We start from the raw sequence: 14,234 nt of genomic DNA, 5'->3' as shown, positions 1-14,234 counted from the left end.
GCAGTGGCCCACCCCCGTGCCGGCCAGCCCGCGCAGCCCGACGATCTGGTCGACGTGCCCCGGCTGGTCACCGCCTACTACGCCGAGCACCCGGACCCGGACGACCCGGCGCAGCAGGTCTCCTTCGGCACCTCCGGGCACCGCGGGTCCAGCCTGCGCCGCGCGTTCAACTCCGACCACATCCTCGCCGTCACCCAGGCGCTCTGCGACTACCGGCGCGAGCAGGGCCTCGACGGGCCGCTGTTCCTCGGCCGGGACACCCACGCGCTCTCCGCGCCGGCCGAGGCCGACGCGCTGGAGGTGCTCGCCGCCAACGGCGTCACCGTGCTGCGCGACAGCCGTGACGGCTACACCCCGACGCCCGCCGTCTCGCACGCCATCCTCACCCACAACCGGGGCCGCACCAGCGGCCTCGCCGACGGCATCGTGATCACCCCGTCGCACAACCCGCCGTCCGACGGCGGCTTCAAGTACAACCCCACCCACGGCGGGCCCGCCGACACCGACGCCACGAAGTGGATCCAGGACCGCGCGAACGCGATCCTCGCCGCCGGGCTCAAGGAGGTGAGACGCATCCCGTACGCGCGGGCGCGCGCCGCCGACACCACCGGGGGGTACGACTTCCTCGCCCGGTACGTCGACGACCTGCCCGCCGCGCTGGACATCGACGCGATCCGCGACGCCGGAGTGCGCATCGGCGCGGACCCGATGGGCGGGGCGAGCGTGGCGTACTGGGGGGAGATCGCCGACCGGCACCGCCTCGACCTGACGGTGATCAACCCGCTGGTGGACCCGACGTGGCGGTTCATGACGCTCGACGGCGACGGCAAGATCCGGATGGACTGCTCGTCGCCGAACGCGATGGCCTCGCTGATCGCCGCCCGGGACGACTACGCGGTCTCCACCGGCAACGACGCCGACGCCGACCGGCACGGCATCGTCACGCCCGACGGCGGCCTGATGAACCCCAACCACTACCTGGCCGTCGCGATCGGCCACCTGTTCCGTACCCGGGAGCAGTGGGGCCCGGCCGCGGCGGTGGGCAAGACGCTCGTCTCCTCCTCGATGATCGACCGGGTCGCGGCCGACCTCGGCCGCCCGCTGCTGGAGGTCCCGGTCGGGTTCAAGTGGTTCGTGCCCGGCCTGCTCGACGGCGCCGTCGGCTTCGGCGGCGAGGAGAGCGCCGGCGCGTCGTTCCTGCGCCGCGACGGCGGCACCTGGACCACCGACAAGGACGGCATCCTGCTCTGCCTGCTCGCCGCCGAGATCATCGCCACCACCGGGCGTACGCCCAGCGAGCACTGGGCCGAGCTGGCCGACCGCTTCGGCGCGCCCGCGTACGCCCGCATCGACGCCCCGGCCGGGCGCGAGGAGAAGGCGGTCCTGGCCAAGCTGTCGCCGGAGCAGGTCACCGCCACCGAGCTGGCCGGTGAGCCGATCACCGCGATCCTCACCACCGCGCCCGGCAACGGCGCCGCGATCGGCGGCCTCAAGGTGACCACCGAGTCGGGCTGGTTCGCCGCCCGCCCGTCCGGCACCGAGGACGTCTACAAGATCTACGCCGAGTCGTTCCAGGGTCCGGAGCACCTGGCCCGGATCCAGGAGGAGGCCAAGGCGCTCGTCGACGGGGTGCTCGGGGCGTCCTGACGGTCACCGGGGCGGGGGCAGCTCCCGGCGGTTGAGCTGCTCCCGCAACCCGTCCGGCAACAGCTCGCGCAGCTGGTCCGGCAGCAGCGGCAGGTCCAGCAGGCTCAACTTGAGCTGGTTGCGCTCCTGGTAGCGGCGCGGGTCGAGGCGGACCACCCGGCCGGCGTCCTTGACGTACCGGATGTGCACCGAGCCCTCGGTCGCCGCCTGCCGGATCAGCAGCCCGTCCATCTCCACCGCCACCGGCGCCGAGTCCGCGCGCAGCTCCAGGTGCACCGTCTCGTGCGCGGAGAGCAGCACCGAGCGGGAGATCCCGGCCATCGGCGCGGACGGCGTCACCACCATCGCCTCCGTGGCCGGTGAGATCAACGGGCCGCCGGCGGCGTAGCTGTACGCGGTCGAGCCGGTCGGCGTGCTCACCACCAACGCGTCGCAGCGGTAGTAGCCGTACCGCTGGCCGTCCACCGCCAGCGTGGCCGTGACGAACCCGGCGCCGGGCTGCCGGACCAGGGCGATGTCGTTGAACGCCACCACGTCGTCGCCGCAGACGTCGCAGGCCAGGCAGGCGTGCGACTCGACTGTGAAGTCGTGCTCCACCAGCCGCTCCAGCGCCCGGGGCAGGTCCGGCGGCTCCACCTCGACCAGGAAGCCGACCCGGCCCAGGTGGACGCCGAGCACCGGCTTCGGGTCGCGTACGGCCATCCGCAGCGCGCCCAGCATGGTGCCGTCGCCGCCGATGCTGATCAGCGCGGCGCAGCGGTCGGCCAGCTCGTCCGCGGCGACCGCCTCCACCGCGGCCGGCACGCGCGTACGGTCCTCGGCGCGTACGGCGAGGGTGATCCGGTGCCGGGCCGCCCAGTCCACGATGATCCGCACCACCTCGGAGACGTCCCGGGTGGGGTGCAGCACCAGCCCCAGCACATCTCCCGCCACCGGTACAGCTCATCACACGGACGGTGGGCGTGGTGGGCGTACAAGCACCCGGTCGAGACCGGATCGCCGTCGCCGTCGCGACGCGGCGTGACCTGCCGGGGGAGCGGTCGTTGAGCCTGTGTGCCGCCGTGGTGGGGCGAGCGGAGCGTGCGCGCTCCCACGGGACGACTCCAGAAAATGAACGGATTCCGCAAGTCATGATGTTGCTTCTCGTCGCGGTGGTTCTGCTGGCCGTCCTGCACTACGTCGTCGCGGTTCGCACGTACGGTCTGCTCACCCCGGACGGGCTCTTCGTCGTCTCGCAGCTGCTGATGGCCCTCGGGACGGTGCAACTGGTTGATCCGGACTCCACCACCGAGACCTTCTACGGCCGGCTCGTGCTCGGCGCGGTGGCGGTGTACCTCCTGGTGAGCATGGTGACGTTCATGTGCCTGCGGGCCGGCCGACGTTCGGTACCGCGCAAGGTGGGCGACCGCGCGCCCTACACGTTCCGTCTGGTGCGCCCGACGGCCAGCGTGCTGATCGTGACGGCGCTGTCGATGGCCGCCACCGCGGCGTACTTCGCCGCCGTGGGCTACAGCGCCTTCGTCGTGGGCCTGCGGGGAGTGCTCACCGGTCAGACGGAGAACGTCAGCACGCTCCGGCTCCAGTCGTACGCGGGAGAGAACTACTTCTTCCCCGGGTACGCGAACCAGTTCCGTAACGTCCTGCTGCCCTCGCTGGCCGTGGTCCTCGCGGTGTGGTTCTTCAACCGGCGGGGCCTGGCGGGCCGGGTCTTCGCGCTCTTCCCGCTCGGCTTGGCGACACTGGCGCTCATCGGCACCGGCCAGCGCGGAGCGTTCTTCCTGTTCCTGCTGACCCTTGTCGTCTACTCGTTCCTCGCGGTCGGGCGCGCGATGTCCCGGTGGGTGCTGCTCGTCCCGGTGCTCGGCGCACCGGTGGTCTTCGTCGCGACGCAGGTGCTGGGTCGCAGCGGCGACGGGGACGGGCATCCGGTCACGGCCGCCGCGCGGGAGCTGTACCGGCGTTTCATGGAGGACAACCAGCTCTCCGGGCTCGCCGCCTTCAACTACACGTCGCAGCTACCTGTCCGCCACGGCGGCGAATGGCTCCGCTCGCTGTCCGGCATCCTGCCCGGCGACCGGGGCAGCAGCCTGGCCAACGAGGTGTTCGCGACGCTCTACGGCTCGACGGTCGGCACGTCGCCACCATCGCTGTGGGGATCCATCCACCACAACTTCGGCACTGTCGGCGTACTGGTAGGCGCGGCGGCCCTCGCCCTGCTGCTGCAGAAGATCACCTTCAACGGACTGCGCCGGCCCAGCTACAACTCCCTGGAACTGATGGGGTACGCCGGCATGACCGTCGTCCTGGGGACCTGGGCTGTCGGTGGTCCGGAGACGCTCCTCAACACCGGGCTCGTCGCCTACCTGGCGCTCTGGTACTGGGGCGGCCGGATCAAGCCGGAGCAGACGGCGCTGTCGGCGCGGGCGCGGCGGGCCGCGTCCGCAGCGCCGGTCGCCCCGGGCCACGAGCCGGTCAGGTGGCAACCGGGACGACCGGTGGCCGGGCCGGAGAGACGCACACCGGTCGGGGCGGAACGATAGCGCGTGCGCGCCGAACAGCCTCGGCGGGCAGGACGCCCCGGCGTCTCCCGGTCGCGTCTGACCGGAGCGCGTCGCGGCGTACTGAGCATCGCCTCGGGCACCGTCGGCGGGCAGGTGCTCCTGCTCGCCGCGGCGCCGGTTCTGGCGCGCCTCTACACGCCGGCGGACTTCGGCGTCTTCACCGTGATCGCAACGCTGGTCGCAACCGTCGGCGCGGTCGCGGCACTGCGCCTGGAGATGGCCGTCCCACTGCCCGCTGAGGACCGGGACGCCGACGCGCTGGTGGCGCTCGGGCTCGTCTGCGCCCTGGTGACCGGCACGTTCGGCACGCTGGCGGTGGCGCTGGCCGGTCGGCCGATCGCCGACGCCTACGATCAGCCCGCCCTGCGCGTCTGGCTCTGGCTGGTCCCGTGGGCGGCGGCCGCGATGGGCTGCCTCCTGGTGCTCAACCAGCTCGCCGTCCGCCACCGCCGTTACGCCGCGATCGGGCGGCGCAACTTCCTTCAGGCCGTCGCCACGCTCGCCGCGCAGGTGCTCTTCGGCGCGGCCGGCGTACGAGCGGGCGGGCTCTCCCTCGGCCTCGCGGCCGGGCAGGTGACCGGTGCGCTGATGCTGGCGCCCGGCGCTCGCCTGCGTGATCCCGCGACACGTGCCGGGTTCCATCCCCGGCGGCTGTGGCGGACCATGCGGCGCTACCGCCGGTTCCCGCTCGTGCTCGCGCCGTCCGGGCTGGTCAACGTGCTGGGAAACCAGCTTCCGGTCCTGCTCATCGCGTTCTGGTACGGCGGCACCGTGGCCGGATGGCTCGGGCTCACCCAGCGGGTCCTGGCGGCGCCGGTGGCCCTGGCGGGCACCGCTGTCGCCCAGGTCTACCTCGGCGAACTCGCCCGGCTGGCACGGGAGGCGCCGCAGCAGGCCCGGGCGATGTTCCTCCGGGCGAGCCGGCAACTGATCATGATCGCGGTTCCGGCGGCGGTCGTCGCGCTCCTGGCGGCGCCCGCGATCTTCCGGTTGGTGTTCGGCGCCCAGTGGGCGAGCAGTGGCGCCTACGCGCAGGCTCTGGCCGTCGGCGTGGCCGCGCAGTTGGTCGCGTCCCCGCTGTCGCAGACGCTGGTCGTGTTCGGCCGGCAGAATCTGCAACTCGCCTGGGACACCGGCCGGGTCGTGGTCGTCGTCGGCGCGGTCGCGGGCACCTGGCTGCTCGGCGGGTCGGCTCTCGCCGCCGTCTGGGCGTTCGGGATCGCCGCCGCCGTGTCCTACACCGCCTGCTGGCTGCTCTCGCTGACGACGGTACGGGCGCACGCGCGCGTCGCGGACCGGCCGGACGCGGGCGCGACGACGCCGAGGCGGGCCCGGGAGCCGGTGTGAACCGCCCACATGACGACAAAAGGTCGGCATCACCGCGTACGCCTCAGGTCGTTGAACACGGGGAGAAACAGTGACCTTTGAGAGGCGAGCCCGAGTTGCATCCGCGACCCCGCGTTCTGATCATCGCGTACGTCTTCCCGCCGTCGGAATCGGTCGGCGCCCGCCGGCCCGGTGAGCTGGCGCGCTTCGCCGCCGCCCAGGGGTGGGACGTCCGCGTCCTGACGGCGACGCCGCCCAGCGCCGGATCATCCGGCGTGCCCGAGAGCGACGTTCTCCGGGTGGCGCCGGTGCCCGACTCGACCCGGGTCGTGTCCTCGGTACGCCGGGCGGAGGCCCAGGCCAGGGTGGGCCGCCGTCCGGCGCTGACCGTCCTGGGGACGCTGGGACGCGAGGTGCTGATCCCGGACGCCTGCGTGAACTGGGTCGTGCCCGCCGTGCGCGCATTCCTGCGCGACCGGGGGGACTGGCGACCCGACGTCGTGATGGTGACCGGCCCGCCGGCGTCGGCGTATCTTGTCGCCGCTGCCATCGCCCGCCGCCTGAAGGTGCCGTGGGTGGCGGACTACCGTGACCTGTGGACGGTCGGCAACGACTACTGGCCGTACGGCCGGACCCGGATACGGCGGAAGCTCGACCACTGGATGGAACGGCGCCTGCTCCGGTCCGCCGCCGCATGCGTCACGATCTCCGAGCCGCTGGCCTACATCATGCGCTCGACGTTCGGGATCGGCACGACTGTGGTCATGAACGGCATCGACCCGCGCCCACCAGGCCCGGTGGGCGGGCCGGCCGAGCAACCAACCACCGTGGACGCGTACGGATCGCCGCCCCTGACGCTGACGCACACCGGGCGGCTCAACCCCGGGAAGCGAGATCCCTCGCCACTGCTGGACGCGGTGGCGCTCCTCGGCCCCGAGGCCCGGCGTGTCCATGTCGTCTTCGCGGGTGAGGACAACGGGGTGGCGCAGGCCGCCACCGAGCGCGCCGGCGTCTCGGACTCGGTGACCAACCTGGGTGAGGTGTCGGCGGAGAAGTCGTGGCGGGTGCAGGCGGAGGCCGACGTCCTGGTGCTGGTGATGTGGAACGACCCGCGCGACGCCGGCACGGTGCCGGGGAAGTTCTTCGACTACCTGCGTGCCCGGCGTCCCATCCTCATGATCGGGCACCCGACCGGAATCGTGGCGGACATCCTGCGCTCCCGTGACGCCGGCGTCGTCCTCAGCGACCCGGCGCGCATCGCCGAGCAGTTGCGGATCTGGCTGGCCGAGAAGGACCGGAACGGACGCCTCGCCGAGATTCCGCCGTCCGCGCTCGACGGGCTGTACCGGGACGACCAGTTGGCGCGCTACCTGGACCTTCTCTCCGACGTTGCGGGCGCACGTCGGGCTCGTACCTGATCGGACCGTGGGCGCCGCGCCGCCGGGCGGCGCCCACGGCTCAGGCCGTCGCGCCCGTCCCCGTCACGCCCGCCGGCAGTTGCCAGCGGGACCGGGCGGCACGCAACTCGGCGACCATTTGCGGCCAGGAGGGCGGCCGGTAGCCGGCCGCGGCGGCGAACGCCTCGGCCGACAGCGACCGGTCGCAGACGAAGCCGTCGTAGGGGACGATGTCGCCCGTCCACCGGTATTCGGACGCCACCAACCGAAGCAGGTCGTACTTGGTGATCGGCGCCGCCGCGACGTGGTAGAGCCCCGCGAGATCGGTACGCGGAAGCACCACGGTGCGCAGGACGCGGGCGAGTTCCACGGTGGTCACGCCGCTGTACACGGCCTTGGTGTAGCCACGCACCGTGCCCACCTGACTGAGGAACCAGTCGACCAGGGAACGGCTCGACGCGAGCTCGTGACCGATGATCGAGGTCCGGAGCGTCAGCGCGTGCGGGCCGCCGACCTCGCCCAGCAGCTTCGACCGCCCGTACAGGTCGGGTGGGTCGGGCAGGTCGGTCTCGACGTAGTTGCCGCGGTCACCCGAGAAGACGCAGTCCGTGCTGACGTGGACGAGACGCGCGCCCGCCGTCTGGCACAGGCGGGCCAGCAGATGGGGGAACAGCGCGTTGAGCCGTACCGTACCGACGGCGTCCTGCACCTCCGGACGCTGTTTGACGACTCCCACGCAGTTGACCACCACGTCCGGCCGTACGCGCTGGAGCAGCGAGTCGACGCCGTCGACGTCGTCCGCGTCCACGCCCGTCTCCACCCGGGCGGCGAGCCCGGGCGGCAGCAGGCCGGTCAGGTCGACGGTCCGGCAGGCGCCGTGCACGGCGATGCCGGGATCCCGGTCGAACTCCCGCAGGAGGGTGTGCCCCAGCATCCCGGTGACACCGAGAACGAGTACGCGTGTCATGGCTTCCTCCTCCGGCCGCGGCCGTCGCCGCGCCGCCGGACGGCGTCGGTCAGCAGATCGGCGAGCACCTGCGCGTTGATCTCTTCACTCATGTGGGCCAGATAGTGGCGCCGGGCGGCGTGGCCCATGTCGCGCAGCCGGTCTGGTGGGGTGGAGCGGGCCTGCCGGATCACCGCCGCCAGCGCGGCGGGATCGCCGGGAGGCGCCGCGAACCCCGCCTCGGCGCCGGTCACGATTCGGGCGGCGTCACCGGGAGCGCACACCAGAGCCGGCTGGCCGCTCGCCAGGATCGCCTGCACCTTCCCCGGGAGGGTGATGTGGAACAGCGGCTCGTCGGCGAGCGAGATCAACTGCAACTGGGCGGCCGCCATGGCGGCCGCGATCCGCTCCGGCGCGATCTGGTCGGCGAAGTGCACCGTGGCGAGCCCGCCGGCCTTGACCCGTTCCCGCAGCGACTCCCGTTCCACTCCGCCACCCACGAGTACGAGGTGTACGTCGGGCAGGTCCCGCAGATGCTCCATCGCCGTGACCGCCACGTCGAGGCGCTGCGCGGCGCCGAGGTTGCCGGCGTACATGACGACGAAGTCGTCCCGGCCGAGGCCGAGCCGGGCCCGGAACGTCGGGTCCGGCTCGGCCGGCTGCATGACCTTCTCGTCGGCCCAGTTGTAGACGACCGACACCTTGTCCGCCGGGATGCCTCGCTCGATCAGCGTCCTCCGTAGGCCGGGGGAGGGGACGGTGATGTGGTCGGCCCAGCGGTGGACGCGGTCGGTCAGCCCGCCGAGAGCGGCGGCCGCCAGCCGTCTGCCCGCGCCCTCGGTGAGGAAGCCGGTGGCGAAGACCGAGTCCGGCCAGAGGTCCATCACCATGAGGACGTACGGGGTCCGCCAGCGCATCCGGGCGGCCATCGCAGCGGTGGCCGCGGTGATGGGGGAGCCGTAGACCAGGCTCGCGTCCGCCGAGCGCAGCAGCCCGCGACCGACGACAGTGGAGGAGGCGGCCCAGCTGAGGTAGTTGGCGGCCCGCCTGACGGTGGACCGGTCGTGGCTCGGGTAGAGGGGGGCGCGCAGCACGCGCAGCCCGTCGAGGTCCTCCACGCTCCGCCGGTGCGCGCGGTAGCCGGCGGGCACGACGCCGGTCGGGTAGTTCGGCACCCCGGTCAGCACGTCCACCGCGAAGTCGCGGTTTTCGAGCGACCGCGCGATGCCCAGCGGGATGCCTGTCGGCTCCGGCGGGAACCACTGCGTGACGAGGGCGATCCGGGTGGCGTCGACGCCACCGCGGTCCAGGTCGGCGCTCATGCCGGAGCGGCGGCGGTCGGCAGGCCGGCCTGGTCGAGCTGCGCGCGCAGCTCCGGCAGGCTGACCAGCAGTTCCATCACTTCCGCGACGTCGAGCCGGCGCGCGTTGTGGGAGTGGTAGTCGACGCGGTGTTCCCGGTTCGTGTCGCCCTCGTCGAAGTACAGGCCGTAGTTCAGGTCGCGGCTGTCCACCGGCACCCGGAGGAAGTCACCGAAGTCCTCGGCGCGGGCCAGGTCCTCGCGGCTGGCCAGCGTCTCGTACAGCTTCTCGCCGTGCCGGATGCCCAGCACGTCGAACTTCGCCGGCACGCCGAACAGGTTGCACAGGGCCACGGCGAGGTCCTCGATCGTGCAGGCGTCCGCCTTGCGGATGAACACGTCACCCGGCTGGCCGTGGTGGAAGGCGTGTTCGACGAGTTCGACCGACTGCTCCAGCGACATCAGGAAGCGGGTCATCGTCGGCTCGGTCACGGTGAGCGGCACGCCGCCGCGGATCTGCTCGACGAACAGCGGGATCACCGAGCCGCGGGAGTACATCACGTTGCCGTACCGGACGCAGCAGACCCGGGTACGGGCACCGGGGTTGTTGCGCGCGTGGGCCTGCGCCACCTTCTCCATCAGCGCCTTGGTCATGCCCATCGCGTTCACCGGGTAGACGGCCTTGTCGGTGCTGAGCAGCACCAGCGCCTCGACGCCGTTGCGCTCGCAGGCGTCCACGACGTTGGCGCTGCCCAGGACGTTGGTCCGGACCGCTTCGAGCGGGAAGAACTCGCAGGAGGGCACCTGCTTGAGAGCCGCCGCGTGGAAGACGTACTCGACTCCCCGGGTGGCCTTCAGCGTGCTGTCGTGGTCGCGGACGTCGCCGACGTAGTAGCGGACCCGGTCGTCCCGGAGCCGGTGCCGCATCGCGTCCTGCTTGGACTCGTCACGGCTGAGCACCCGTACCTCTTCGGCGCCGGCCTTCAGCAGGCGGACGACCATGGTCTGGCCGAACGAGCCGGTGCCGCCGGTGATCAGGAAGCGCCGGCCCGAAAGCGAGGAAGCCACATCTCCTCCAGTCTCCCCCGTGCCTGACGGGAGCTCACATCGCAACTGCACGTTACTTCCTCATAACGAGCCAAAGCTGGAGATAGCGGCAATAAGCGGCGTAATCCGTCGGCTGCTCCCGTCCGGCCGCCACCGGGCGCGTCGCCTGCTCGTTGATCCAACGAGCAGAGGTCGCTGGTGGAAGCTGGGCCGGCTGGGCGAAAGGCAGTTCATGACACGGGTGATGACGGTGGTGGGGACCAGGCCGGAGATAATCCGGCTCTCCCGGGTGATCGCGCGCCTCGACGACACTGTGGAGCACGTGCTCGTGCACACCGGGCAGAACTGGGACAGCACTCTTTCCGACGTCTTCTTCAAGGAACTGCGGATCCGCGAGCCCGATCGTTTCCTGCAGGTAGACACCGCGTCCCTGGGGCGCGTACTCGGTGGCGTGCTGATCGGCATGGAGTCCGCGATCGCCGAGTTGCGCCCGGACGCCCTGCTCGTTCTCGGGGACACCAACAGCAGCATCGGCGCCCTGATGGCGCGGCGGATGAAGGTGCCGGTCTACCACATGGAGGCGGGCAACCGGTGCTTCGACCTGAACGTGCCGGAGGAGACCAACCGTCGCCTCGTCGACCACATCGCCGACTTCAACCTGGTCTACAGCGAACACGCGCGTCGTAACCTCCTGGCCGAGGGCCTGCATCCACGGCGGATCCTGCACACCGGCTCGCCCATGCGGGAGGTGCTGGAGCACTACCGGCCCGCGATCGCGGCGTCCACGGTGCTGAGCCGGCTCGGGCTGAACGCGGGCCGGTACTTCCTCGTCAGCGCGCACCGCGAGGAGAACGTCGACCGCCCGGACCGGCTCGCCCGGCTGCTGGAATGCCTGTACGCGGTCCGGGACGAATGGGGGTTCCCGGTCCTCGTCTCCACGCATCCCCGCACGCGCAACCGGCTGGAGGCGCTGGCGCCGGAGGCGGACCTGCTCGACGGCATCGTCTTCCACGAGCCCTTCGGCCTGCCCGACTACGTCCACCTGCAGACCAGCGCGTACTGCACGCTGTCGGACAGCGGGACGATCAGCGAGGAGGCGGCGATCCTGGGATTCCCCGCCGTCACGCTCCGGGAGTCGATCGAGCGTCCGGAGGCCCTCGACGCCGGAGGCATCATCATGACCGGGCTTGATCCCGCGGGCGTGACCGAGGCGGTCCGGGTGACCGTCCGCCAGCACCAGGCGGAGGGCGTGCCCTGTCCGGCCGACTACCAGGTCACCGACACGTCACGCCGGGTGGTCGACTTCATTCTCTCCACGGTCCGTCGGCACCACGACTGGGCGGGCATCCGTCGCTGACCCCGATACGGCGGGCGGTGCCGGCGCCGCCCGCCGCGGGAGCGCCGGATCAGCGGGCCGGCACACCCTTCACGACCGTCCGCTCGCCGACATCGCGTACCACGCAGGCACCGGCGCCGACGGTGCTGTCCCGGCCGACCCGCAGGCCCTGGAGCACCGCGGCGTTGGTGCCGACGAGCGTGCCCTCGGACAGGTGGCAGTCACCGGAGACGGCGGCGAGCGGGTTGACTGACACGAAGTCGCCGAGGGTGCTGTCGTGCCCGACGGTGACGTTCTGGTTGAGGTGGACGTGCCGGCCGATGGTGACGTTCGTGGTGACACGTGCGCCCGCGAAGGCGACGAACCCCGGGCCGTACCGGTTGTCCGGGCCGATGGTGGCGTCCGGGTGCACGAGGCTGGCGGCCGGAAGGTCATAGGCGTCGATCCTCGCCGCCACCGCCCGGCGGATCCTCGGGTCACCGATGCCGATGACGTGATGAGTCTGCGGCGGTGCCTCGCGCAGCCACGCGACACCGCCGAGGTACGGCACGTCCAGGCGCTGCACCCGCTTGAGGTTCTCCTCCGAGGGGTGGTCGTCGACGAAGCCGATCAGCTGCCAGTCCGGTCCGCCGGCCGCCACCACCGCCCGGGCGATGGTCAGCAGCTCCCGCCCGTGGCCACCGCACCCCACGATCAGCAGGGGCGTCATGCGGCTACGTCCCGATCCGGGCGGACAGGAACTCGCCGATCGCGGCCAGCACCGTGCTGATCTGCGGCTCGGTGAGCGCGCTGCCGCTCGGCAGGGTCAGCCCCTGGACGAACAGGTCGTCGGCGGCGCCACTGAGGACGCTCTCCGCCCCGGCGAAGGCCGGCTGCTGGTGCATCGGCTTCCAGACCGGCCGCGTCTCGATGTCCCGCTTCCGCAGCTGTTCAGCCAGCTCGGCCGCCTGCCATCCGGCGCGGTCGGGGCGTACCCGGATCACTGTCAGCCAGCAGTTCGAGGTGTCGTCGGCCGCACCGACGAGTTCGACGCCCGGAACGGACGCGAACAGCTCGGCGTAGCGGTTCCGCAGACGCCGGCGCCGGCCGATCATGCCGTCGAGCCGTACGAGTTGCGCGCGGCCGAGGGCGGCGAGCAGGTTGCTGAGCCGGTAGTTGTACCCGGTCTCGCGGTGCTCGTAGTGGGGCGTCTGCTCGCGTGCCTGCGTCGCGAGATGCCGGGCGCGGGCCAAAAGGGACAGGTCGTCGGAGACGAGCATGCCACCGCCGGAGGTGGTCATGATCTTGTTGCCGTTGAAGGAGAGCGCGCCGACCCGCCCGAACGAGCCGGCGGGCCGGCCGCGGTGCGTCGCCCCGAGTGCCTCCGCGGCGTCCTCCACCACCGGTACGCCCGCCTCGGCGCAGATCGGAAGCAGCCGGGTGTAGTCGGCGCAACTGCCGAACATGTCCACCGGAACGACAGCGCCCACCCGTTCGCCCCGGCCGCGTAGCCGGTCCAGCGCCTCGGCCAGCAGCAACACGTCGATGTTCCCGGTGCCCGGGTCGCAGTCGACGAAGACCGGCCGTGCGCCGGTGTACCGGACCGCGTTCGCGGTGGCGACGAATGTCAGCGTGGGTACGACCACCGCGTCTCCGGCGCTCACGCCGACGCCGAGCAGGCCCAGGTGCAGCGCGGCGGTGCCGGAACTGACCGCCACCGCGCCCCGCGTGCCGACCCGCGACGCGATCTCCCGCTCGAACTCCTCGAGGTCGGGGCCGATGGGCGCCACCCAGCCGGAACGCAGCGCGGCGATCAGGTAGGACTCCTCCAGCGGACCGACGTCCGGCGCGGACAGGTGGACCAGGCCGCTCATGACAGCCTGCCCGGCCGCACCGTGGTACGCGCGGTGTCTCCCGCCGCCGCTCCGTCCGGCACGGTTCCGAGGAACTCCGGCGCGGTGGCCGAGCCGGCTGCCGAGATGCCCTCCCGCCGCAGCACGGTGCGGACGGTGGCGGCGAGGATCGCGAGGTCCAACCGCAGTGAGCGGTTGTCGACGTACTCCACGTCGAGGGCGAACTTGTCCTCCCAGCTCAGCTCGTTGCGGCCGCTGACCTGGGCCAGGCCGGTGACGCCGGGTCGCACCTCGTGCCGGCGCGCCTGGGCGGGGGTGTAGCGGCCCAGGTACTCCGGCAGCAGGGGGCGCGGGCCGACGAGGCTCATGTCGCCGCGGAGCACGTTCCAGAGCGTGGGCAACTCGTCGAGGCTGGTGGCGCGGAGCCGGCGACCGAACGGCGTCAGCCGGTCGGCGTCGGAGACCAGGCCACGCCGGTGGTCCGGCTCCCGCATGGTCCGGAACTTGACCACCTCGAATAGCGCGCCGTGGCGCCCGGCGCGCCGCTGGCGGAACAGCACCGGGCGGCCCAGCCGGACGGCCACCAGAACGGCGACGGTCGCCAGCACCGGTGCCGTCACCGCGAGCAGAACGACGGCCGCGAGCACGTCGAGGAACCGCTTCGACCGGTCGGACCGGCCGGTCGAGAGCGATCCGTGACGCACATCGGGAAGCGACATGCCCCCACCTCCGCACAGGTACCCGACCACCCGTCCGGGCGCGGCAGGAAGCCGCGATCGGGAACAGGTGGTACCGATCTCTCGGATCAACCGTGCGGGACCGCGCGAGGACACGGGTGCGGG

Annotated in this window: 12 protein-coding genes; 5 read left to right on the top strand and 7 right to left on the bottom strand. The window is 72.1% G+C overall.

Going from position 1 to position 14,234, the window contains the following annotated elements:
* The first annotated feature begins 3 nt into the window (after nt 1–3).
* Entirely contained in the window at nt 4–1,647 is a 1,644-nt protein-coding gene (gene pgm / locus MCBG_RS09120) for a phosphoglucomutase (alpha-D-glucose-1,6-bisphosphate-dependent) (RefSeq protein ID WP_043325095.1), read from the top strand.
* A gap of 3 nt (nt 1,648–1,650) precedes the next feature.
* Here the strand turns inward: pgm and MCBG_RS09115 are convergent, their stop codons facing one another.
* On the bottom strand, nt 1,651–2,580 hold the full coding sequence (locus MCBG_RS09115) for an NAD(+)/NADH kinase (protein WP_043325094.1): 930 nt from the start codon (nt 2,578–2,580) through the stop codon (nt 1,651–1,653).
* Nucleotides 2,581–2,777: 197 nt separating this feature from the next.
* On the opposite strand from MCBG_RS09115, the gene MCBG_RS09110 reads away from it, so the two are divergent.
* From MCBG_RS09110 to MCBG_RS09100, 3 genes are all read left to right on the top strand, one after another.
* On the top strand, nt 2,778–4,187 hold the full coding sequence (locus MCBG_RS09110; protein WP_043325093.1) for an O-antigen polymerase: 1,410 nt from the start codon (nt 2,778–2,780) through the stop codon (nt 4,185–4,187).
* 3 nt (nt 4,188–4,190) lie between these two features.
* Nucleotides 4,191–5,555 (top strand): lipopolysaccharide biosynthesis protein, encoded by a 1,365-nt coding sequence (locus MCBG_RS09105; RefSeq protein ID WP_043325092.1) that lies wholly within the window; start codon nt 4,191–4,193, stop codon nt 5,553–5,555.
* Between the two features lie 95 nt (nt 5,556–5,650).
* Complete coding sequence (locus MCBG_RS09100) at nt 5,651–6,952, top strand: glycosyltransferase (protein WP_051611087.1); 1,302 nt, start codon at nt 5,651–5,653, stop codon at nt 6,950–6,952.
* 40 nt (nt 6,953–6,992) lie between these two features.
* Here the strand turns inward: MCBG_RS09100 and MCBG_RS09095 are convergent, their stop codons facing one another.
* Genes MCBG_RS09095 through MCBG_RS09085 form a run of 3 tightly spaced genes read right to left on the bottom strand, consistent with a single transcriptional unit; the run spans nt 6,993 to nt 10,245 of the window.
* Nucleotides 6,993–7,898 carry a dTDP-4-dehydrorhamnose reductase family protein gene (locus MCBG_RS09095; protein WP_051611085.1) on the bottom strand — a complete coding sequence of 302 codons (906 nt, stop codon included), beginning with the start codon at nt 7,896–7,898 and terminating at the stop codon, nt 6,993–6,995.
* Nucleotides 7,895–9,199: a glycosyltransferase family 4 protein gene (locus MCBG_RS09090; protein ID WP_051611083.1), complete on the bottom strand. Its 1,305-nt coding sequence runs from the start codon at nt 9,197–9,199 to the stop codon at nt 7,895–7,897. Before MCBG_RS09090 ends, MCBG_RS09095 begins: the two co-directional genes overlap by 4 nt.
* Nucleotides 9,196–10,245, bottom strand: a complete 1,050-nt coding sequence (locus tag MCBG_RS09085; protein WP_043325091.1) for a polysaccharide biosynthesis protein — start codon at nt 10,243–10,245, stop codon at nt 9,196–9,198. The genes MCBG_RS09090 and MCBG_RS09085 overlap by 4 nt, the downstream gene beginning before the upstream one ends.
* A 211-nt stretch (nt 10,246–10,456) precedes the next feature.
* On the opposite strand from MCBG_RS09085, the gene wecB reads away from it, so the two are divergent.
* Nucleotides 10,457–11,581: a non-hydrolyzing UDP-N-acetylglucosamine 2-epimerase gene (gene wecB / locus MCBG_RS09080; protein WP_043325090.1), complete on the top strand. Its 1,125-nt coding sequence runs from the start codon at nt 10,457–10,459 to the stop codon at nt 11,579–11,581.
* Between the two features lie 49 nt (nt 11,582–11,630).
* On the opposite strand, the gene MCBG_RS09075 is transcribed toward wecB, so the two are convergent.
* Genes MCBG_RS09075 through MCBG_RS09065 form a run of 3 tightly spaced genes read right to left on the bottom strand, consistent with a single transcriptional unit; the run spans nt 11,631 to nt 14,111 of the window.
* Nucleotides 11,631–12,269, bottom strand: a complete 639-nt coding sequence (locus tag MCBG_RS09075; RefSeq protein WP_043325089.1) for an acetyltransferase — start codon at nt 12,267–12,269, stop codon at nt 11,631–11,633.
* A 4-nt stretch (nt 12,270–12,273) separates the two neighbouring features.
* Entirely contained in the window at nt 12,274–13,413 is a 1,140-nt protein-coding gene (locus MCBG_RS09070; protein ID WP_043325088.1) for a DegT/DnrJ/EryC1/StrS family aminotransferase, read from the bottom strand.
* On the bottom strand, nt 13,410–14,111 hold the full coding sequence (locus MCBG_RS09065; protein WP_051611081.1) for a sugar transferase: 702 nt from the start codon (nt 14,109–14,111) through the stop codon (nt 13,410–13,412). Before MCBG_RS09065 ends, MCBG_RS09070 begins: the two co-directional genes overlap by 4 nt.
* Nucleotides 14,112–14,234 lie beyond the last annotated feature (123 nt).

It is taken from the genome of Micromonospora sp. M42 (assembly GCF_000568915.1).
GTDB lineage: Bacteria > Actinomycetota > Actinomycetes > Mycobacteriales > Micromonosporaceae > Micromonospora > Micromonospora chalcea.
The sequence above is the reverse complement of the archived record's forward strand: the minus strand, read 5'-3'. Positions and strand labels throughout refer to the sequence as shown.